We start from the raw sequence: 22,613 nt of genomic DNA, 5'->3' as shown, positions 1-22,613 counted from the left end.
GTCGTACTCCTGTCGGTGGATGAGATTCGGGGTTCAGGCGGCGTGCTCGCGCAGCGACCGGGGGCGCATGTCGATCCAGACCTTCTCGATGTGGTCCAGGCACTCCTGCTTGCGGCCCGTGACGCCGACGCCGGCCCAGCCGGGCGGCACGGGCCGGTCGGCGAACCAGATGGAGTACTGCTCCTCGTCGTTCACGACGACCTGGAAGACGGTCTCGGGGTCATCGATGCCCATGGGGATCTCCTAAGGGGGGGGATGGGGAAGGCCCGGCTCATCCGAGCCGGCGGAGCAACTGGTCGATGTCGGCGTCCGACAGTCCGGCGAGCTCGCCCAACGCGGCGGACGAGGCGTCGGCGGAGGCGCGGGCGCGTTCCTCCTCCAGCGCCGCGACGGCCTCGGCGAGGCCGGCCACGGTCGCCCTGCGGAAGAAGTCGCGCACCGGGACGAGCACGCCGAGCTGGTCCCGCACACGGCCGATGACCTTGGCGGCGAGCACGGAGTGCCCGCCCAGGGCGAAGAAGTCGGCGTGGACGCCGAACTCCGGCACCGGCAGCACGTCCCGGAAGATGGAGATGATCGTGCGCTCCAGGCGGTTGCGCGGCGGGGTCTCGTCGATGCCCTCCCGCAGCGCGTCGGCGCACATCGCGGTGAGCGCCGCCCGGTCGACCCCGCCGTCCGGCAGCCGGGGCAGCTCGCGCAGGACGCCGAACGCGGCGGGTGTCCCGGGCTCCTCCGATCCCGTACGGACCCGGTCGCGCGCGCCGGCCAGGGCCTCCCGCACGGTGGCCACCAGGGCCTCGCGCGTCCGGGGCGTGCCGGCCGCCTGCGCGTCCACGGGCACCAGCCAGCCGACGAGTCGCGGCCCGGCCCCGGTGTCGCCGGGCACGACGGCCGCCTCGCGCACCCCTTCGACCTCGGTCAGCCGCCGTTCGATCCGGTCCGGCCGTACGACGTGGTCGCCAAGGGTCAGGCGGCCGTCGGCGTAGCCCGCGAAGCGCAGCTCACCCGAGGGGGTGCACCGGTAGCGCTCACCGGTCGCCACCCGCGTGGCCGCGCCGTCCACCACGGCGCCGTCCGCCAGAGCCGGCCCGGACAGCCACAGCTCGCCGACGACGCCCGGGGGCACCGGCTCGCCCGTCTCGTCCAGCAACCGCCGGACGGTCCCGGCGAGCGGCGGGCCGGATGCCTCTCCCAGGCGGGAGAGGCTCACCGGAGCCGCCGACAGCGGCGTCCGCCTACCGACGAAGACCGTGTTCCCTGGGCTCCCGGTGCGGCCGAGCGCCTCGGCCAGGTCGTCGGCGACGAACGGGCCCACGCAGACCAGCCGGGCGTCCGGCGGTGGAGCGTAGCCCTCGGTCAGCAGCCGGCGCCAGACCTGCGGCGCGGCGACGACCACGGTCCCGCTCGCCGGTGTGTCGGTGAGGACCAGGCGGGCGCCGGCGGCCAGCGGTGCGAGCAGATCGGCCAGATGCGCCGGCCCGCCGTCGGAGACGAGGACGACCTCGTCGTCCGGGCCGAGCCCCAGCCTCGCGGCCACCGCCGTCGCCGCGGCGGCCAGCGCGCGGTGGGAGAACACGATCGGGTCGCCGTCGCGATCGCCGTCGTTCACCTGCCAGGCGGGAGATTCGGCCCGCGCCGAGCCGGAGGGCACCGGGTCGAAGCGGGGGCCGGTGGTGACCAGCCAGTCGTCCGCCGTGAACGTGACGAACGCGCCGTCACGCGGGTGGCGCGAGCCGTACGTGAGGACCGCGCCGGTCTCGAAGACGGCCAGCGCCGCGACGACGAGCGCCGCCGACGGCAGCGGCGGGGTCGCGACGACGACGCCCGGCCCGACGCCCTCGGCCCGCAGCCGGGCCGCGAGGCCGGCGGCGGCCGTACGCAGGTCGGCGTGGCTCATCTCGGCGTCGGCGGCGTGGACCGTGAAAGGTCGGTCGGCGATCAGGTCGAGGAGGGTGCCGTCCGGCAGCACGGGAGTCTCCTCGCGCGACCGGCGCTCGGCGAGCGCGCGCTCCCCGGCGTCCGCGCGCGGCAGCGCGCCCCAGCGTACGCCGGGGTCGCGGCGGATCTCGGCCAGCACCGCGCGGTAGACGTCCAGCAGCAGCCGTGCCGTGCCCGGGTCGTACAGGTCGCGGTCGTAGTCGAGCTGCAGCCGCAGGCCGTCGCCGTCCGGCAGGACCGTCAGCCACAGGTCGAACTTCGCCGACGTGACGGCGAGGTCGACCGGGATCATGGTCAGCTCGGGCAGCCGCGCGAGGACGCCGGGCGTGTTCTGCATGGAGAACATCACGTCGAACACCGGGTTGCGGTCGACCACCCGCGGCAGGCGCAGCTCCTCCACCAGCCGGTCGAACGGCATCTCCTGGTGGGAGAAGGCCTCCACGCAGGTGTCGCGTACGGCGCGCACGGCGTCGGCGAACCCGGCGCCCTCCGGCAGCCGGGTGCGCAGCACGAGCGGGTTGGCGAAGAACCCGACGACGTCCTCGGCGTCGGGGTGGTGCCGTCCGGCCACCGGGGTGCCGACCGCGACGTCCGGCTGTCCCGTGACGCGGGCGAGGGTCACCGCGAACGCGGCGAGCAGGACCATGAACGGGGTCGCCTCGCAGCCTCTGCCGAGGGTGTCGAGGGCCGCCGCCTCGCCGGCGGGCAGGTTCTCCTCCAGCCGGCCCGCGGCCATGCGGCGCTGCGCCTGGCGGGGGTGGTCGACGGGCAGGGGGAGCGGCTGGACCCCCGCCAGCGTTCCGCACCAGTGCGCGACCAGGTCGCGCAGCGGCTCGCCGGCGAGGGAGTCCTCCCGCCAGGCGACGTAGTCGGCGTACTGGATGGGCAGATCGGGAAGCGGGCCCTCACCGTCGAGCAGGCGGCGGTAGCTCTCCGCCAGGTCGCGGTAGAAGACCTCGATCGACCAGCCGTCGCAGCAGATGTGGTGGATGACCACGATCAGGGTGTGCCGGTCGGCGGCCTCCCGCACCAGGAGCACCCGCAGCAGCGGCGGTTCGTCCAGCACGAACGGCAGGCTCGCCTGCTCCTCGGCCGCGCGCTGCACGTACTCCTCGGCGGCCTCCGGATCGAGGTGCGAGCAGTCGACCGTGGGCAGCGTCACCAGCGTCTCCACCGCGACGACCTGACTGGGGTCGCCGTCGACCACCCCGACCCCCGCGCGGAGGCTCTCGTGCCGGGCGACCACCTGGTTCAGCGCCCGCTGGAGCAGCACGGGGTCGAGCCGGCCGGTGAGCCGCACCGCGCTGGTGACGTTGTACGCGGCGTTGGCGGCGGGGTCCCACTGGCACAGGAACCACAGCTGCCGCTGGGACGGTGCGGCGGGCAGGATGATCATGTTGCCGTAGTCGCGTTCGGGGCCGCTGCCGACCGCGCCGACGTAGGACGAGCTCGTCATCGTTCGATTCCCCCGATGTCCCCGGTTTCCCTGGCAGGCGTCGTCGTGGTCAGGGCGTCCTCGATGAGGCGGACGATCCGGCCCTCGTGCTCCCGGACGAAGAAGTGGCCGCCGTCGAACGTCGTCACGCGGCACTCCTCGGACGTCAGTTCCGCCCACGCCCCGCTCGCGGCGACGTCCACGTCGTCGTCGCGGCCGTGCAGGACGTGGACCGGCACCGGCAGCGGCGGGAGCGGCCGGAAGCGGTAGTTCTCGACCACCGCCAGGTCGGCGCGGATCGTCGGCAGCATCAGGTCGATCAGCTCCGGATAGGCGAGCACCTCGGCGTCGAGGCCCTGGCCCTGGTGGAGCCACGCCACGAGCTCGTCGCGCGGCAGGTCGTGCGCGGGGTCGAACCGCACCAGGTGGGGCGCCTCCAGGCCCGCGACGAACAGCCCGGCGGGCAGCGGCAGGCCGGCGTCGCGGATCCGCCGGGTCAGCTCGAAGGCCACCAGCGCGCCCATGCTGTGGCCGAAGAACGCGTAACGCCGCCCGGTGAGCGGGGTGACGGCGGTGAGCAGGGCGGTGGTCAGCCGGTCGATGTCCGGGATCGCCGGTTCGCTGAGGCGCACCTCCCGGCCCGGCAGGCATGCGGCGGTGACGCGCAGGCTCCGGGTGTGGCGCTGCCACCCCCGGAACACCGACCCGCTGCCGCCGGCGTACGGGAAGCACACGAGTTCGCACGCCGGATCCGGCACATCGGCGAACGAGGCCAACCAGCATGATCTCATGCGGGCCATGCACACCTCCGTGGAAATATCGGATCCCGCCGCGGGTAATTCGCGAATTCATGGCACAGCTTTGCCGTGGGGTCCGTCAAGAATTCGTTCGGAAACTGAGAGAACGCCGGTAGACGCCTGAGAACCGGGCGAGAGCGGGCCTTCTTACATTCTGATCACAGCCTCGTCGGTAATGCCGTGCCGGGCTCCGCCCGCCGCAGTCACCACGCGAAGGAGCCCCAGCGATGCCCACTCCGGCCGATCGCACGCTCGCCCACGTCCTGGCCGACCACGCCGCGGCACGCCCCGGCCAGGTGGCGTACGAGTACCTGCACGAGGACGGCCGCATCGACGTGATCACCTACGGTGAGCTGTGGCGGCGGGCCTGCGGCCTGGCCGCCCGGCTGCCCAAGGAAGGGCCGGCGCTGCTGCTGTACCCGCCCGGCCTCGACCTCGTGGCCGCCGTCTGGGCCTGCTTCCTGGCCGGGGTGCCCGCGGTGCCGACGTATCCGCCGCTGATGGGCGCGGCCGACCGGATCGCGCAGCGCTTCGCCCGGATCCTCGCCGACTCCGGCGCGACGTCGCTGCTGGCCGACCCGGCGATCCTGGCGCTCATCCCCGTGGGCGACGTGCCGCTGCCACCGGTGATCTCCGAGGCGGGCGAGCCGGTGGAGCCGGAGACCCTGCCGCGGATGCACGACGTGGCGCTGGTGCAGTACACCTCCGGCAGCACCGGGCAGCCGAAGGGCGTCGTGCTCGACCACGCCAATCTCATCGCGAATATCCGGGCGATCAGCGACGTATTTCGCGTCGATCGGGACATCCGGGTTATCTCATGGCTTCCGCCGTACCACGACATGGGTCTGATCGGGTGCATTCTGACGCCCGGGTACGGCGGATTTCCGGTCCGGCTGATGTCGCCCGTGCATTTTCTCCGGCAACCGCTCGACTGGTTGCGGCAGATCTCGGAAATGGGTGTCACGCACACCGGCGGGCCGAATTTCGCCTACGACCTGTGCGTGCGCCGCGCCCGCGGCGCTGACCTGTCCGGGCTGGACCTGAGCCAGTGGAGGCTGGCCTTCAACGGCGCGGAGCCGATCCGGCCGGGCACGCTGCGGGCCTTCGCCGAGCGTTTCGCCGGCAACGGGTTCCGGCCCGAGGCGTTCCTGCCCTGCTACGGCCTGGCCGAGGCCACCCTGATCGTCACCGGGCGGCACTTCTCGCCCGCGGACGGCGTCGCCGAGGACGGACGGGTCGACTGCGGCCCGGCCGTCGACGGGCACTCGGTGGTGGTCGTGGACGACGGAACCCCGGCGGCGGAGGGCGAGAACGGCGAGATCTGGGTCCGGGGGCCGAGCGTCTGCCGCGGCTACTGGAACGACTCCGACGACCGGTCGTTCGGCGAACTCGACGGCGAGCGCTACCTGCGCACCGGCGACCTGGGCTACCTCCGCGACGGCCACCTGTTCGTCACCGGCCGGTCCAAGGACGTGCTCATCCAGAGTGGGGTGAACTTCCACGCCCACGACCTGGAGTCGGCCGCGGTCGACGGGCACCCCGCGTTGCGGCCGACGGCGGCGGCGTTCATGGTGGAGCGCGCCGAGGGCGAACAGATCGTGCTGGCCGTCGAACTCGCCAGGGCCGGCGCGGACGTCGACCGGGCCTCGATCGCCGCCGAGCTCAGGACCAGGGTGCTGGCCGCCACCGGCGCCCGGGTGGACATCGTCGTGGTGTGCCCGCCCGGCGCCATTCCGCGTACGACCAGCGGCAAGGTCCAGCGCTCACTGGCCCGCACCCGGTATGTGGCCGGCGAGCTCAGGGGAGAGGTCATCGGCGACCGCGCGGCGCCCGTGGAGCGGTTCCTCGCCGGTGTGTTCGCGGCGGTGTGCGACGTGGGAGAGTGCGCGCCGACGCAGAGCCTGAGCAGCATCGGCGGCGACTCCGTCCGCGTCGCCGAGATCGCGGCGATCCTGGAGGACGCGCTCGCGCTGCCCGTGCCGATCGAGGTCGTGCTGTCGGCCCAGTCGCCCCGCGAGGTCACGGCCCGGCTCATGGCCGACTGGAGCGAGCGCGGCGTCTCCGGCGCCCAGGTCGCGGCCCGGATCGCGGCGCTGACCACCGAGGCCGGTGGGTCGCGGTGAGCGAGCACGCCGTAGGACGCGACCTGGTCCGGCGCTGGCGTGACCGGGCCTCCGCGTCCGCCGCTGCCGCCGTCGCCGATGCCGAGGAACTGACCGTCAGCCCCGCGCAGACGGGGCTGCTGCTCTTCGAGGAGCTTCACCCGGGCACCGCGGTGAACATCCTGTCGTTCGTGGCGTCCGTGGCCGGGCCGGTGGACCGCGACCGCCTGCGGTCGGCGCTCGTCCGGATGGCGGAGCGCCACCCGCTGCTGCGCGCCCGGTTCCCGCGCGAGGAGCCGCCGAGGTGCGTCCTCGACCCCGTCGCAGGGTCCGTCGCGGGGTCCGCCCGGGATCATGCCGTGAACCCCGCCGTGGATTCCGCCGTGGATCGCGCCGTCGATGCAGCCGTCGATTCGGTCACCGTGCCGTCCGCTGTGCCGTCCGCTGTGCCGTACGCGGGGCCGGAGCCTGAGTTCGCCGACCTCACCGACCTCGCACACCTGCCAGAGGACGAGCGGCGGGAGGCGGCGATGGCCAGGGCCGGGGACTTCGCCGCGAGGCCCATGGACCCGGCCACCGGTCCACTGTGGCGGGTGGCCGTATGGTCGCTCGGTCCCGATGAGACGCTCCTGCAGGTCGTGGCCCACCACCTCATCTGCGACGGCTGGTCACTGGGCGTCTTCCTCGCCGAGCTGACCACCCTCTACTCCGGCGGAGCCCTGCCCGGCGCGGCCACTCCGCCCGCCGCGGGCACGCCCGTCACCGAGGCGGACCTCGCCTACTGGCGCGAGCGGCTGTGCGACGCGCCTCCGCTCGACCTCCCGGCCGACATGCCGCGGCCCGTCCGGCCGCGCTTCCGCTCGGGCGCCGTCCCGGTGTCGCTGGACACGTCCGCCGTACGGCACGCTCTGGAAGTCGCCGAGCGCGAGCGGGTCACCCCGTTCATGGTGCTGCTCGCCGCCCTGCATCTGACGCTGGCGAGGACGACCGGGGAGCCCGACGTGACGATCGGGGCGCCGATCGCGGCCGGCGAACGGCACCGCGCGCCGGGAGCCATCGCCCCGCTGGTCAACATGCTCGCGCTGCGCACCGACAGCACCGGCGCCGCGACCGGCCGCGATCTCCTGATGGCCGTACGCGACACCTGCCTCGGCGCGTACGCGCACGCGCATGTCCCCCTGGAGACGGTCGCGGCGGAGGCGCGGACCGGCGGCGACCGGCTGTTCCGGGCGATGTGCGTCCTCCAGGACGGCTTGCCCGAGTTCCACCTGGACGGGCGGCCCGTCCGGCCGCTGACGATGGCGCCCGCTGCTATCCAGTACGACGTCGAGATGTACCTGTGGCAGACGGGCGACCGCGTCACCGGGTTCCTCGGCTACGACGCCGACCTGTTCGACGCCGAGACCGTCCGGCTGCTCGCCGGCCGCTTCGGCGTGGCGCTGCGTGCGCTGACCGAAGGCCTGGACGGGCCTCTGACGGAACTCGATGTGCTGGGCGAGGCCGAGAAGACGGCCCTCGGTGCGTTGGGTGACGGTGGTCCGCTTGCTGGTGATGACGGGTGTGTCCACGGTCTGATCGAAGCGGTGGTGGATCGGTGTCCGGATGCGGTGGCGGTTCGTGCGGTTGACGGGGTGGTGCGGTATCGGGAGTTGGATGAGCGGGCTGAGCGGTTGGCCTGTCATCTGGTGGGGTTGGGTGCGCGGGCTGGGGTGTTGGTGGGGGTGTGCCTGCCGCGGTCCAGTGATTTGATCGTGGCGTTGCTGGCGGTGTTGAAGACCGGTGCGGCGTATGTGCCGATCGATCCGGGGTATCCGCCCGAGCGGGTGGCCTACCTGCTGGATGACAGCAACGCGGCCGTGTTGGTGACCACCCCCGACCACAGCCCCCTGGCCAGTTCGCCGGGAGTGCAGGTGGTCGACATCGGCGCTCTGCTCGGGCCGATCGGGGGGAGCCCCGATGCCGGTCGTGTCGGCCGGTTGGGTGTGGAAGTGCGGTCGTCGGATGCGGCGTATGTGATTTATACGTCGGGGTCGACGGGGCGGCCGAAGGGTGTGGTGATCGAGCATCGGCAGACGGTGGCGATGCTGACCTGGGCCGGCCGCGTGTTCGGGCCGGGGGTGCTGGCGGAGACGTTGGCGTCGACGAGTGTGTGTTTCGACTTGTCGGTGTTTGAGATTTTCGCGCCGTTGTCGGTGGGGGCGACTGTCACGTTGGCGGCGGGGAATGCGCTGGATCTGATCGAGGATCGGGCGGGGTTCGGTCATGTGACGTTGGTGAACACGGTGCCGTCGGCGGCGGCGGAGTTGCTGGCGGCCGGGGCGATCCCGCCACGGGCGGCGACGATCAATCTGGCGGGGGAGCCGTTGCCGGTGGAGTTGGTGCGGGGGTTGTACCGGGACCCGGCGGTAGGGACGGTCAACAACCTGTACGGCCCGACCGAGGACACCACGTACTCCACCCACGCGATCACCCATCCTGGTGATGAGCGGACGCCGCTGGGCCGCGCCCTGCCCGGGTCGCGGGTGCACCTGCTGGACAGCGAACTACGGCCGGTGCCGCTCGGCGCGATCGGCGAGGTGTACCTGTCCGGCCAGGGCGTCACCCGGGGCTACCACCACCGGCCGGCCCTGACCGCCGAACGCTACCTCCCCCTCCCCGACAACCACGCTCACGGCGACGCCCTCACCGGCAGCCACGGTGACAGCGGCGGTGACCAGGGCGGGGGTGGGCGGTTGTATCGGACGGGAGACCTGGCCCGTTGGCGCCCGCGCAGCTCGGCTGACGGTGGGGTGGAGTTCTTCCTGGATTACCACGGCCGGGTGGATCACCAGGTGAAGCTCCGGGGGTTCCGGATCGAGCCGGGCGAGGTGGAACACGTCCTGCTCCAGCACCCCGCCGTGTCCGAGGCCGTCGTCACCGTCCACCGCGACCATCTGATCGCCCACGTCGCGACCAAACACACTCCTGGCCATGCTCACCAGGGCGACCACGACGACGTCGGGCAGAGCGACCAGCGAGCCCACGGCGAGTACGCCGGCGCGCACGACGTGCACGGTGACCGGCGTGACCGGGGGCATGGTGGCCGTCTTGTCGTTGTGGCGGATCATGGTGACCTCGCTCTGAGTGACGAGGATTGTGAGCAGATCCTTCTTCGGTATCTGCGGGGGTGTCTGCCGCAGCATCTGGTGCCTGCTCGTGTCGTGGTGATGGACGCGCTGCCGCGTACGCCGAACGGGAAGATCGATCGGAAGGCGTTGCCCGCGCCGTCTCTCGCGAGTGCCGGTGCCGGTGAGGTGGAGCCTCCCAGCACTGAGGCGCAGCGTCTGGTGGCCGGGTTGTTCGCCGGATTGCTGGGCCGGCCGGTCACGAGCATCCATGACGACTTCTTCAGCTTGGGCGGGCATTCGCTGCTGGCGACGCGGTTGGTGCATCGGTTGTCGGAGGCGCTGGGTGTGGTGGTGCCGCTTCGGCTGGTCTTCGATCATCCGACCGTCGCCGAGCTGGCCGAGCAGTTGCCGGGAGTTGCGGCCGGTGCGGTGGGTGGGGTGGCGGCGATTCCGGTGGGGCGTCATCCGGCTGGTGAGCATGTGCATCCGGCGACGGCGAATCAGCAGCGTTTGTGGTTCTTGTGTCATCTGCACCCGGACACCAATCTGGCGTACCACATCACCGGCGCTGCGACCGTGCGTGGGCCGCTCGACCGCGACAGACTGCACACCGCCCTCGCCCACACCGCCCGGCGTCATGAAAGCCTGCGCACCACCCTGCGGATGACGGAGGGGGAACTCCTACAGGTCGTACACGACGAGTGGGATTGGGAGCCGCCGCTCACCGTCGCACCGGACCTGGCGGGAACCTTGCAGCAGTGGCGGACATCGACGGTCGACCTCGAACAGGGTCCGTTGTTCCGCGCGCGGGTGGTGCGTGTCTCGGACGACGAACACGTGCTGCTGCTGTCGCTCCACCATGTCATCGCGGACGGCTGGTCCCTCACGGTGCTGTTCCGCGAGCTCGCCGCGCACTATGAGGCCGCCTGTGCGGGCGACCCGTTGCCGCAGGACGCCCCTCTTCAGCACGGCGACTACGCCCAGTGGAAGCTCGACACTCCGGCCGATGACTCCGAACTCGATTTCTGGCGTGGATATCTCGCCGGCGCGCAGACGCTCGACCTGCCCACCGACAAGCCGCGCCCGCCGTACGAGACGCATCGTGGGGACGCCGTTCCGCTCGCTCTGCCCGCGCGGACCGTCGAGCGCCTCGCACGGGAAAGCGGTACGACGACCTTCACGGTGATCACGACCGCGTTGACGCTGCTGCTCGCCAGACTCACCGGTCAGGACGACGTCACCATCGGCATCCCGTCCTCCGGTCGTACGCACCCAGGCACCGCCGACATGATCGGTTTCCTGGCGAACACCCTTCCCCTGCGCTCCGTGATCCGCCCCGGCATGACGCTCGCGGAGGCGTTGCGCGCGACCCACGCGAACCTTCTGGAGGTCCAGCTTCACGGCGACACCCCGTTCGAGCGGATCGTCCAGCATGTGCGGCCGGAACGTGATTTCAGCCGCAGCCCGTTCTTCCAGGTCATGCTCGCCCTGGACAGCTCGCCCCAGCGGTCGCTGGAACTTCCCGGCCTGCGCTTCACCCGGGTCGACATGGCGCCCGCCGGTACGCAGTTCGAGTTGTCGGTGCATCTGGAGCAGTCGGTGGAGGGGTTGGGCGGGTTCCTGACCTTCAACACCGATCTGTTCGATGTGCGGTCGGCGTGTCTGCTGGCGGAGCGGTTGGCGGTGGTGGTCGAGGCGCTGGCCGCCGGCCCGCAGGTGCGGGTTGCGGATCTCGATGTCCGTACGGCGGGGGAGAAGGCCGTCCTCGGTGCGTTGGGTGACGGTGGTCCGCTTGCTGGTGATGACGGGTGTGTCCACGGTCTGATCGAAGCGGTGGTGGATCGGTGTCCGGATGCGGTGGCGGTTCGTGCGGTTGACGGGGTGGTGCGGTATCGGGAGTTGGATGAGCGGGCTGAGCGGTTGGCCTGTCATCTGGTGGGGTTGGGTGCGCGGGCTGGGGTGTTGGTGGGGGTGTGCTTGCCGCGGTCCAGTGATTTGATCGTGGCGTTGCTGGCGGTGTTGAAGACCGGTGCGGCGTATGTGCCGATCGATCCGGGGTATCCGCGCGAGCGGGTGGCCTACCTGCTGGATGACAGCAACGCGGCCGTGTTGGTGACCACCCCCGACCACAACCCCCTGGCCGGTTCGGCCGGGGTAGAGGTCGTCAACGTTCGCGCGGTACTTGGCCCGCTCGCCGCCGAGGCTTCGGTGGGATCGTCTGCTCCTGGCCCTGGTCGTTTGGGTGTGGGCCTGCGTCCTTCGGATGCGGCGTATGTGATTTATACGTCGGGGTCGACGGGGCGGCCGAAGGGTGTGGTGATCGAGCATCGGCAGACGGTGGCGATGCTGACCTGGGCCGGCAGCGTGTTCGGGCCGGGGGTGCTGGCGGAGACGTTGGCGTCGACGAGTGTGTGTTTCGACTTGTCGGTGTTTGAGATTTTCGCGCCGTTGTCGGTGGGGGCGACTGTCACGTTGGCGGCGGGGAATGCGCTGGATCTGATCGAGGATCGGGCGGGGTTCGGTCATGTGACGTTGGTGAACACGGTGCCGTCGGCGGCGGCGGAGTTGCTGGCGGCGGGGGCGATCCCGCCACGGGCGGCGACGATCAATCTGGCGGGGGAGCCGTTGCCGGTGGAGTTGGTGCGCGGGTTGTACCGGGACCCGGCGGTAGGGGTGGTCAACAACCTGTACGGCCCGACCGAGGACACCACGTACTCCACCCACGCGATCACCCATCCGGGTGATGAGCGGACGCCGCTGGGCCGCGCCCTGCCCGGGTCGCGGGTGCACCTGCTGGACAGCGAACTGCGGCCGGTGCCGCTGGGCGCGATCGGTGAGGTGTATCTGTCCGGTCAGGGAGTCACCCGGGGCTACCACCACCGGCCAGGGCTGACAGCCGAACGCTACCTCCCCCTCCCCGGCAACCACGACGACCACGGCGACGACCACGGCGGGGACGCCCGCGCCCTGACCGACAGCCACGGTGACAACGACGGCGATGCCCATGCCCTCCCCGCCGGTGAGGGTGGGCGGTTGTATCGGACGGGAGACCTGGCCCGTTGGCGCCCGCGCAGCACCGCTGATGGCGAGGTGGAGTTCTTCCTGGACTATCACGGCCGGGTGGATCACCAGGTGAAGCTGCGGGGGTTCCGGATCGAGCCGGGCGAGGTGGAACACGTCCTGCTCCAGCACCCCGCCGTGTCCGAGGCCGTCGTCACCGTCCACGCCGACCACCTGATCGCCCACATCGCCACCACAACCACCCCCAATCACCACGGCGACGTCGGCCGGCATGACCACACCCACCCGGAGGATGTCGGCCGGCACCCTCTCGACCAGCCCGGCCAGGGCCGCTACGCCCAGGGCGACCAGCGAGCCCACGGCGAGCATGGTGAGCACGCCGGCGCGCACGACGGGCACGGTGACCGGCGTGACCGGGGGCATGGTGGCCGTCTTGTCGTTGTGGCGGATCATGGTGACCTCGCTCTGAGTGACGAGGATTGTGAGCAGATCCTTCTCCGGTATCTGCGGGGGTGTCTGCCGCAGCATCTGGTGCCTGCTCGTGTCGTGGTGATGGACGCGCTGCCGCGTACGCCGAACGGGAAGATCGATCGGAAGGCGTTGCCCGCGCCGTCTCTCACGAGTGCCGGTGCCGGTGAGGTGGAGCCTCCCAGCACTGAGGCGCAGCGTCTGGTGGCCGGGTTGTTCACCGGATTGCTGGGCCGGCCGGTCACGAGCATCCATGACGACTTCTTCAGCTTGGGCGGGCATTCGCTGCTCGCGACGCGGTTGGTGCATCGGTTGTCGGAGGCGCTGGGTGTGGTGGTGCCGCTTCGACTGGTGTTCGATCACCCGACCGTCGCCGAGCTGGCCGAGCAGCTGCCAGGTCTGGGTGCCGGTGAGGTGGCGGCGATTCCGGTGGGGCGTCATCCGGCTGGTGAGCATGTGCATCCGGCGACGGCGAATCAGCAGCGTTTGTGGTTCTTGTGTCATCTGCACCCGGACACCAATCTGGCGTACCACATCACCGGCGCTGCGACCGTGCGTGGGCCGCTCGACCGTGACGTGCTGCACACCGCCCTCGCTCACACCGCCCGGCGTCATGAAAGCCTGCGCACCACCCTCCGTGAGGAGAACGAGGAACTCGTACAGGTGGTGTCCGCCGAACCGGTCGCCGAGCTGGAGGAAGTGACCGTGTCCGACTGGGCCGCGGTGCTCGACGAGGTGGCCTCCCGTCCGCTCGACATCGCCGCCGGGCCGCTCATGCGTGCGGTCCTGGTCAGGGTGTCGGAGGAGGAGCACGTACTGCTCCTGAGCCTGCACCATCTCATCTGCGACGGCTGGTCGCTCGACCTGCTGCTCCGTGAGATCACCGGCCACTACGCCAGGCTGGCCGAAGACCCGGCGGGAGACCAGGCTCCTTCACCCGCGCCCGTGCAGTTCGCGGACGTCGCACTGTGGGAGCAGCCCGTCACCGACGAGGACGTGGAGTTCTGGCGCGAGCACCTCGCCGGCGCGCGGACGCTCGATCTGCCCACCGACAAGCCGCGCCCGCCGTACCAGACGCACCGTGGGGACGCCGTTCCACTGTCCCTGCCCGCCGAGGCCGTGGCCGCCGTGACCCGGGCGACCGGGGCGAGTACGTTCTCCGTGGTGGCGACGGCGCTGGGTGTGCTCCTGGCCAAGCTCAGCGGCCAGGACGACGTCACCATCGGGTTCGCCGCCTCAGGGCGCACCCGGCCCGAAACCACGGATGTCATCGGCATGCTCGTGACGACCCTGCCCCTGCGTATGCGTCCGACGCCGGAGACGACCCTCCGTGACGTGCTCAGCGCCACGCACGACTCCGCGCTCGCCGTCCAGCAGCACCAGCACATCGGCTTCGAGCGGCTGATCAATGAGTGCGTACGGGAACGCGACCTCAGCCGCAGCCCCCTCTTCCAGGTCATGCTGTCGATCAACGGCACGCCGCCGCAGTACGAGCTCCCCGGGCTCGCGGTCGACCCGGTGCCGGTGCATCCCCGTGCCAGCCAGTTCGAGTTGTCGGTGCATCTGGAGCAGTCGGTGGAGGGGTTGGGCGGGTTCCTGACCTTCAACACCGATCTGTTCGATGTGCGGTCGGCGTGTCTGCTGGCGGAGCGGTTGGCGGTGGTGGTCGAGGCGCTGGCCGCCGGCCCGCAGGTGCGGGTTGCGGATCTCGATGTCCGTACGGCGGGGGAGAAGGCCGTCCTCGGTGCGTTGGGTGACGGTGGTCCGCTTGCTGGTGATGACGGGTGTGTCCACGGTCTGATCGAAGCGGTGGTGGATCGGTGTCCGGATGCGGTGGCGGTTCGTGCGGTTGACGGGGTGGTGCGGTATCGGGAGTTGGATGAGCGGGCTGAGCGGTTGGCCTGTCATCTGGTGGGGTTGGGTGCGCGGGCTGGGGTGTTGGTGGGGGTGTGCCTGCCGCGGTCCAGTGATTTGATCGTGGCGTTGCTGGCGGTGTTGAAGACCGGTGCGGCGTATGTGCCGATCGATCCGGGGTATCCGCCCGAGCGGGTGGCCTACCTGCTGGATGACAGCAACGCCGCGGTGCTGGTGACCACCCCCGACCACAACCCCCTGGCCGGTTCGGCCGGGGTAGAGGTTGTCGACGTTCGCGCGGTGCTCGGCTCGGCTGGGGATGGGTTCCAGCGCCGGTTGGGTGTGGGGGTGCGTCCTTCGGATGCGGCGTATGTGATTTATACGTCGGGGTCGACGGGGCGGCCGAAGGGTGTGGTGATCGAGCATCGGCAGACGGTGGCGATGCTCGCCTGGGCCGGCCGCGTGTTCGGGCCGGGTGTGCTGGCGGAGACGTTGGCGTCGACGAGTGTGTGTTTCGACTTGTCGGTGTTTGAGATTTTCGCGCCGTTGTCGGTGGGGGCTGCGGTCACGTTGGCGGCGGGGAATGCGCTGGATCTGATCGAGGATCGGGCGGGGTTCGGTCATGTGACGTTGGTGAACACGGTGCCGTCGGCGGCGGCGGAGTTGCTGGCGGCGGGGGCGATCCCGTCACGGGCGGCGACGATCAACTTGGCGGGGGAGCCGTTGCCGGTGGAGTTGGTGCGGGGGTTGTACCGGGACCCGGCGGTGGAGGCGGTCAACAACCTGTACGGCCCGACCGAGGACACCACGTACTCCACCCACGCCGTCACCGACCCCAAAAACGAGCGGACGCCGCTGGGCCGCGCCCTGCCCGGGTCGCGGGTGCACCTGCTGGACAGCGAACTACGGCCGGTGCCGCTGGGCGCGATCGGCGAGGTGTATCTGTCCGGCCAGGGCGTCACCCGGGGCTACCATCACCGGCCGGCCCTGACCGCCGAACGCTACCTCCCCCTCCCCGACGGTGAGGGTGGGCGGTTGTATCGGACGGGGGATCTGGCCCGTTGGCGCCCGCGCAGCACCGCTGATGGCGAGGTGGAGTTCTTCCTGGACTACCACGGCCGGGTGGATCACCAGGTGAAGCTCCGGGGGTTCCGGATCGAGCCGGGCGAGGTAGAGCACGCTCTGCTGCAGCACCCCGCCGTGTCCGAGGCCGTCGTCACCGTCCACCGCGACCACCTGATCGCCCACATCGCCGCCACCACCACCCCCACCGAAGAGGGTGAGGAGGAGCAGATCCTTCTCCGGCATCTGCGGGGGTGTCTGCCGCAGCATCTGGTCCCCGCTCGCATCGTGGTGATGGACGCCCTGCCGCGTACGCCCAACGGGAAGATCGATCGGAAGGCGCTACCTGAGCCGACCTCGGTGCCCACCACCGGCGAGGCAGAGCCTCCCAGCACTGAGGCGCAGCACCTGGTGGCCGAGCTGTTCGCCGGATTGCTGGGCCGGCCGGTCACGAACATCCACGACGACTTCTTCAGCCTCGGCGGGCACTCACTGCTGGCCACGCGGCTGGTCAGCCGGCTCAACGCCCTCACCGGAGCGTCGCTCCCGCTGCGGGTGGTCTTCGAGCACCCCACCATCGCCGGACTGGCGGAGTCCCTGCCCGCGACGGCGAGCGGGCCGGTGCGGCCGGCGGCCATCCCCAGGCTGCGCCGCACACTCGGCCGTACCGGGGCGACGAGCGGCGCCCCGAGCGACTGAAAGACCGGGTGAGCACGGTGAGCGACGACGAGGTCCCGCCGGGCGGCCGGCACCGAAACCATGGACGCGCGAGCTTCACGACGGGCCGGGAGGAGTCGGGGAAGCGGGCGATCAGGCCGGGGCGTACGTCAGGACCACAGGATGGTGCACGCCCAGTGCATTCCGCGGCCGTTCGTGGCCAGCGCCACGTAGTCGCCGAGGCCCAGCTCTCCCGAGGCGTGCAGGTTGCCCAGCTCGAACAGGTGGTCCGCGGCGCCGAAGTGCCCGTGCTGCCGTGCGCCGCGGATGTTCGTACGGGACGTCGGCACACCGATCAGATCGGCCTGGGCGGCGATGACACGAGGATTGTCGTTGAGCAGGAGGAGCCACGCGAGCTCGTCCTCGGTGATGCCCGCCTGCTTGCAGGCGCGGTGGACGGCACGGGCCGTACGGTCGTTGATCTCGTCCGCGAAGGCGGCCATGCGATCGGAGTCGTACTGGAAGTGCTCCATGATCTGCCAGGCGTCCCGGACCTTGGGAGGCGGCGTGCCGGGTCCGAAGGGATTCGCCCCGCCGCCGTCGTCCATCCGGAAGAAGTCGGCGTAGCGGCCGTCCGTCTCGGCGTACGAGGTGCGCCAGCGCAGTGAGGTGGCGTTGCGGCTGGCCACGGCCGCCGCCGCGCCATCGGAGAACAGCAACGAGTGGGTGTCCAGGCGGTTCCAGTACGCCTCGGTGGTGCGGTTGGCGCCGATGACCAGCGCCGTGTCGTACGACAGGTGGGTGGCGAACCGGCCGGCCAGGGTGTCGAAGGCGGTGACGCCGCCCGCGCAGCCCTGGTCGACGAGTACGGCCTCTGCCCAGGAGAGGCCGAGCCGGTGGGCGACCGCGGCCGCCGCGTCCCAGTACAGGTACTCCGCGATGTCTGTGATCGCTAACACCAGGAGGTCGACGTCGCGGGCGGCGACGCCCGCCGCGGCGAGGGCCTGGCCGCCCGCTTCGACGGCGAGATCGGTCAGGCCCGTCCCGGGAGCCGCGCGATGCACGAAGTCGTAGCCGTACGCGAGCACACGTGCGACGTCCTCGGTGTAGTCGGCTACCACGTCCTTGACGGGCACTGGCTCGCCCACTTCCGCTGCGAAGGCGATCAGCCCGAACGTCATCAGTCCTCCATCACGCCGTCAGGCGACCAGCTGGTCGAGCCGGTCCGGCTCGCGGAGGTTGTCCGCGACCGCTCGCAGGAAGGCCACCGCTTCGGCGCCGTTGACGACCCGGTGGTCATAGGCGAGGCCGAGGACGACGACCGTGGTTGTTGCGAGGACTCCGTCGTGGAGCGCGAGCTGCCGACGTAGCCCGCCGACGGAGAGCATGCACAACTGCGGCCACATGACGATCGGTTGGACGAACACCACATCGGCCTCAGTGTTGATCGAGATCGTGATCGTACCGCCATCGAGCTCGGATGTGGTGAAATCACCTCCCCGCCACGCTTTCATGCGGAAGTCCATCAGGTCGTCGGCGATATCGGCGATGGATCGGCTCGCGCAGTCCCGGATAACCGGCGTGTAGAGGCCGCGTCCCGCGTCGATCGTGACCGCGACGTGTGGCGTCTCGGCGAGGGCGACCGTCCGGTCGTCCACGAGACTGCCGAAGAGATGGCCGAAGCGGTCGTGGACGGCGGCGACCGCCTTCACCACGGCCTCGGGTACGCCGACCTCGGCACCGGATTCCTCCGACAGCAGGCGCAGTCTGGCGAGGAGGGCGTCGACGCACACCTCGACGGCGGTGAAGGCCGCCGGCACCTCCTTGTGGGCCCGGCTTACGACGGCGGCGGTGCCCCGCTGCACCCGGTCGAGCACGTACGTCCGCTGGTCGGCCGGGGACGGCTCGGCAGGCGGGCGAGCCTGGGCAGGCTGGGCGGCCTGGGCGGGCGCCGCGGGTGGCTCGTCACCACCACCAGCCGTCGCGTACGCCGCGATCGTCGCAGGCGCCTCGCTTCCCGGCCCGCTCCCCGCCGCCCTGTTCAATGGAGGCGCGAGTTCGTGGAGTTCCGCGATGACGGCGCCGACCTCCACCTCGGTGCCGGCGCCCGCCGAGATCCGCAGATATCCCGCGGCCGGCGCCTCGATCTCTTCGACCGCCTTGGACGTCTCCAGCTCGACCAGGGGAGCGCCCGCCTCGACCCTGGCTCCGTCCTCGGCCAGCCAGCCGGTCACCAGATAGTGCGTGTCGTTGCTGTTCAGCTTCGGCACGACGAGCGGTACGGCGAGTGGTACTGAGACAGATTCGGCGGCGACCTCGGCGACCGGCTCCGCGACAGATCGGGCGGCCGGAGCCGCGAGCGTGCCGAGGCGGTCCGCGACGGCCTCGGCGATGTGCCGCTCGCCCAGCAGCACCCGGTCCTCCAGGTGCCGGGCGGCCGGGATGATCGAGTCGGCCGACGACAGCCGCAGCACCGGGGCGCGCAGGCGCGGCCACAGCCGCTCGTACACCAGCGCCGCGATGTCGGAGCCCCAGGTGCCGCCCGCCGTGCTCTCCTCGGCGACGGCGACCAGCGCGGGCCGTTCCAGCAGCGGCAGGACGGGTTCGATGTCCAGGGGATACAGGCGCCCGGGCACCAGGAGGTGCGCGGTGACGCCCCGCTCCCGCAGGAGGTGGGCGGCGGCGAGGGCCCGGTGGGCGACGCCGCCGGGGCAGAGCAGCACGACGTCGGGAGCGGCGCCGTCCACGGGGGTCACGTGCGCCCAGCCGGCCGCGTCCCCGGTGAGCGAGGAGCGGAAGTGCTCGTCCACGACCCCGTCGGCGTACGCCCGCCGGGTGTAGAGCACCTTGTCCTCGAAGAGCAGCGCGGGCCCGTGGTCGAGGGCGTGCGCGAGCAGTCCGTACGGATCGTGGAACGGGCTGAGCTCGTACAACGCCAGGTTCGGCATGCCGACGAAGTGCTTCTGCACGCTCTGGCTGTGGGTGGGCCCGTAGCCGCGGCGGCCGCCGACCGGGCAGCGGAGCACGACCGGCATGGGCAGCCGCCGGCCGTACATCGTCACCGACTTCGAGATCAGGTTGAGCACCGGGTCGAAGACGAGCGCGGCGAAGTCGCCGAACATGACCTCGGCCACGACCTCGTCCCCGGCGAGGGCGAGACCGGCCGCGACGCCCGCGAGGCCGTTCTCGCTGATCGGGGTGGAGAGGACGCGGCCGGGATGCCGGTCCGACAGACCCCTGGTGACCTTGAAGGCGCCGCCGTAGGGGTCGGCGACGTCCTCGCCGAGGAGGTGCAGGCCGGGGCGTTCGGCGAACAGCCGGTGCAGCGCGCCGTTCAGGCTCTCCGCGAGCCGGGGCGCGAGCGGCGTCATACCGCGACTCCCCGCGTCCGCAGGGTGTCCCGCAGCGCCCCCACGGAACGGCACGCGCGGGCCTCGCGCGCGCTCAGCCGCACGCCGTACGCCCGTTCGACGGTGCCGATGATCTGCACGTGGCGCAGGCTGCTCCACTCGGCGGCCGTGGCCGTGCCGGTGTTCTCGTCGACCGTCTCGGCGGGCATGTCGAGGATGCCCGCGACCAGGGTGATCAGTTCGTTCACTGCACGGCTCCCGCGTCGGCCACGTCGGCCCACCGCGACGGCGGGCGTGCCGCCACCTCGGCGGCGATCCGGTCCACCTCGGCGCGGACCCGCTGGTCGATCTCCCGGAAGCGGGGACCGAGGCGCGCCTCCAGCTCTGCCTGCCAGTCGTCCTCCCACAGGGCCGCGACCTCCTCGGCCGGGCGGGTGTCGTCGCCCTTGCTGTGCGGGCCGAGCCGCCGGGTCAGGAACCGTACGACCGCCGGCCCGCCGCCGTCGCGGACCCGCGCGATCACCGGCCCGGCGGCGGCGCGGATGGCCGGGATGTCGTTGGTGGCGATCTCGGCGTACTCGACGCCGAAGGCGCGGGCCCGTCCGGCGATGGTCCCGGCGAGGTGCGCGCTCGTGGGGGTGGACTGGGCGATCCCGTTGTCCTCCACGACGACGAGCACCGGCAGCCGCCACAGCGCCGCCATGTTGAGCGCCTCGTACACCGCGCCCTCGCCCCAGGTGCCGTCGCCGACGTAGGCGGCGGCGATCCGGCCGGTGCCGGCGCGCCGGTGCCGCAACGCGACGCCCGTCGCGAGCGCCACGCCCTCGCCCTGCACACCGGTGGACAGGAAGCCGGGCCGGTGGAGGTGCTGGCTGCCGCCGACGCCCGCGCAGACCGCGCCCTCCCGGCCCATGATCTCGGCGAGCAGCCCGGCGGCGTCGCCGACGTGGGCCAGGTAGTGGCCGTGACCGCGGTGGTTGCTGACCACGAAGTCGCCGTCGAGCAGCGGGGCCAGCGCCACCGGCACGTACTCCTGCCCGATGCACGTGTGCGTGGTCCCGCTCAGCGCGCCGGCCTCGAACATCCGCAGCAGCGTGCGCTCGAAGTGGCGGATGCGGACCAGTTGCGCCACGTCGTCATCCGACAAACCGGGGACGGCGGCGCCCGCCGCGCGGGCCCGGGGGCCTTGGGCCTCGCGCGACGGGCCGAGGGTGCCGGACACGACCTACGTCGCCTTACGCATCCGCATGCCGCCCAGCGAGATCACGTAGTCGTTGGTGGCGGCGTCGTACTTGATGCCGTAGAAGGTCGGGTAGTAGCCGGTGCGCTGGTACTCCTGCGGCTGGCGGATGTCCGACTTGAAGGTGGGCTTGGTCAGCAGCCACTTCCGCGTCGCCAGCGGCTCCTGGAAGATGAGCCTGCCGTCGTGGGAGCCGTAGACGAAGACCTCGCGGAACTCCTCGGCGCTGCCGACCGGCCCGAAGTGCCGCGTCGTGTCAATCCAGTGGAGGCCCATCTGGGGCTTGGTCATCTCCACCGGGTTGCCCGGCTCGGAGATGTAGTCGGGCGCGATGTACTTCTTCTCCGGCACCTTCCCGGCGCGGTCCGGGTGGACCTTGGGGTCGATCTCCATGACCGCGTGGTGGTCGGGCGTGTAGAAGTGGAAGGCGAAGTGCGGCTCGCCGAAGATCTCGGCCGGCTTGCGCCCGTGGCTGTACCAGTTGAGCATCACGTGGTTGAAGACCGTGGCCTTCGCCTGCTTGGGGAACTCCAGGATGGTCTCCGTCGGCGGGACGGTGTCCTCGGTGGGCAGCCCGTCCAGCGCCGTCGCCGACAGGCGCACCCCCACCTCCGTGGGGTTGCCGTCCTGGTCGATGATGACGTACGGCCGCGCGGTGCCGTGGCCCACGGTCTGCGCCTCGCCCGAGTAGGTGGTGGTGTACCACTTGGCGTTGGCGAGGTTCAGGGCGCAACCGCTGGTGAGGGATACCGCGGCGCCGAGCGCCGCGACCACGACGGTGTACCGCCGCGGCGTCCTGGGGGGTGAGATGTTCATCGGCGAGTCGCCTTCCAGACGGTGACGGGTCGTTCAGTCCTGGGTGCCGTAGACCGAGACGTGCCGGAGGCAGCCCGGCGCGTAGTCGGCCTCGGTCCAGTCGGAGTAGCGTTCGAGCAGCCGCAGTCCCGCGTCACCCGCCATCTCGTCGAGCTGCCCGGCGGTGTAGTACCGGAACTTCACGGGGTAGAGCTGGATGCCGTGCGCGGTGAGCAGCACGTTCTGGATGCTCAGCACCTGGTGCCCGGGGTCGCGGAGGGCCGCGCTGAGCACCACGTGGTCGACGTCGAGCAGTGAGGTGGCGACGTACTGGTCGTGGGTGAAGCGGGAGTCGTCCACCTCCATCGTCTCCACGACGAGCCGGCCGTCCTCGGTGAGGATCTCCGGGACGCGCCGCATGTACGCGCGCTGCGCCGGTTCGGACAGCAACGCGCCGAAGGTGCCCTGCGCGAGGAAGACGAGTGAGAACTTCCGCCCGAAGTCGATTTCCTTCATGTCGCCGACTTCGACGGTCACCTTTTCCGCGCCCGGCTTCGTGCGAAGCTGGTTGACCATTTCCCGGCTGACTTCCACGCCGAACACCTCGACGCCGGTCCCCGCCAGCGGGATGCCGATCCGGCCCGTTCCGATGCCCGCTTCCAGCACCGGCCCGGCCCCCGCGCGGTTGCGCAGGAACTCGACGATGGCGGCCACTTCCACCGGGTCGTCGTTCACGACGTCGAACACGGAGGCGATCGCATCGCCATACGATTCGGCTGAATAATTT

At 71.3% G+C, this 22,613-nt stretch carries 11 protein-coding genes; 2 read left to right on the top strand and 9 right to left on the bottom strand.

The annotated features are described in order from the left end of the window. Positions 1 to 33: 33 nt before the first annotated feature. From F5972_RS00305 to F5972_RS00295, 3 genes are read right to left on the bottom strand one after another with little or no spacing between them, the layout of a single operon-like run. Positions 34 to 234 carry an MbtH family protein gene (locus tag F5972_RS00305; protein ID WP_150929924.1) on the bottom strand — a complete coding sequence of 67 codons (201 nt, stop codon included), beginning with the start codon at positions 232 to 234 and terminating at the stop codon, positions 34 to 36. A 37-nt stretch (positions 235 to 271) separates the two neighbouring features. Beyond that, the gene (locus F5972_RS00300; RefSeq protein ID WP_150929922.1) at positions 272 to 3,394 is read right to left on the bottom strand and encodes a condensation domain-containing protein; all 3,123 of its coding nucleotides are present in this window, start codon (positions 3,392 to 3,394) and stop codon (positions 272 to 274) included. Then, positions 3,391 to 4,164 (bottom strand): thioesterase II family protein, encoded by a 774-nt coding sequence (locus F5972_RS00295; RefSeq protein ID WP_150929920.1) that lies wholly within the window; start codon positions 4,162 to 4,164, stop codon positions 3,391 to 3,393. Before F5972_RS00295 ends, F5972_RS00300 begins: the two co-directional genes overlap by 4 nt. Before the next feature lie 233 nt (positions 4,165 to 4,397). Here F5972_RS00295 and F5972_RS00290 point away from each other — a divergent pair, with 233 nt between their 5' ends. Both F5972_RS00290 and F5972_RS00285 read left to right on the top strand, forming a co-directional pair. Then, positions 4,398 to 6,293: an AMP-binding protein gene (locus F5972_RS00290; RefSeq protein WP_150929918.1), complete on the top strand. Its 1,896-nt coding sequence runs from the start codon at positions 4,398 to 4,400 to the stop codon at positions 6,291 to 6,293. After that, positions 6,290 to 16,483 carry a non-ribosomal peptide synthetase gene (locus F5972_RS00285; protein WP_191909864.1) on the top strand — a complete coding sequence of 3,398 codons (10,194 nt, stop codon included), beginning with the start codon at positions 6,290 to 6,292 and terminating at the stop codon, positions 16,481 to 16,483. Before F5972_RS00290 ends, F5972_RS00285 begins: the two co-directional genes overlap by 4 nt. 128 nt (positions 16,484 to 16,611) lie before the next feature. Here F5972_RS00285 and F5972_RS00280 read toward each other — a convergent pair whose 3' ends face one another. From F5972_RS00280 to F5972_RS00255, 6 genes are read right to left on the bottom strand one after another with little or no spacing between them, the layout of a single operon-like run. Further along, a complete protein-coding gene (locus F5972_RS00280) occupies positions 16,612 to 17,622 on the bottom strand; it encodes a 3-oxoacyl-[acyl-carrier-protein] synthase III C-terminal domain-containing protein (RefSeq protein ID WP_150929914.1) in 1,011 nt (336 codons plus the stop codon). 18 nt (positions 17,623 to 17,640) lie between these two features. Then, entirely contained in the window at positions 17,641 to 19,812 is a 2,172-nt protein-coding gene (locus F5972_RS00275; RefSeq protein ID WP_150929912.1) for a 2-oxo acid dehydrogenase subunit E2, read from the bottom strand. After that, a complete protein-coding gene (locus F5972_RS00270) occupies positions 19,809 to 20,039 on the bottom strand; it encodes an acyl carrier protein (RefSeq protein WP_225311049.1) in 231 nt (76 codons plus the stop codon). Before F5972_RS00270 ends, F5972_RS00275 begins: the two co-directional genes overlap by 4 nt. Beyond that, a complete protein-coding gene (locus F5972_RS00265) occupies positions 20,036 to 21,013 on the bottom strand; it encodes a thiamine pyrophosphate-dependent dehydrogenase E1 component subunit alpha (protein WP_225311048.1) in 978 nt (325 codons plus the stop codon). Before F5972_RS00265 ends, F5972_RS00270 begins: the two co-directional genes overlap by 4 nt. Positions 21,014 to 21,016: 3 nt before the next feature. After that, the gene (locus F5972_RS00260; RefSeq protein WP_150929910.1) at positions 21,017 to 21,847 is read right to left on the bottom strand and encodes a DUF5602 domain-containing protein; all 831 of its coding nucleotides are present in this window, start codon (positions 21,845 to 21,847) and stop codon (positions 21,017 to 21,019) included. A 33-nt stretch (positions 21,848 to 21,880) separates the two neighbouring features. Continuing rightward, positions 21,881 to 22,573, bottom strand: a complete 693-nt coding sequence (locus F5972_RS00255; RefSeq protein WP_191909863.1) for a class I SAM-dependent methyltransferase — start codon at positions 22,571 to 22,573, stop codon at positions 21,881 to 21,883. Positions 22,574 to 22,613 lie beyond the last annotated feature (40 nt).

This window comes from Microbispora cellulosiformans (assembly GCF_008728085.1).
Lineage (GTDB): Bacteria > Actinomycetota > Actinomycetes > Streptosporangiales > Streptosporangiaceae > Microbispora > Microbispora amethystogenes.
The sequence above is the reverse complement of the archived record's forward strand: the minus strand, read 5'-3'. Positions and strand labels throughout refer to the sequence as shown.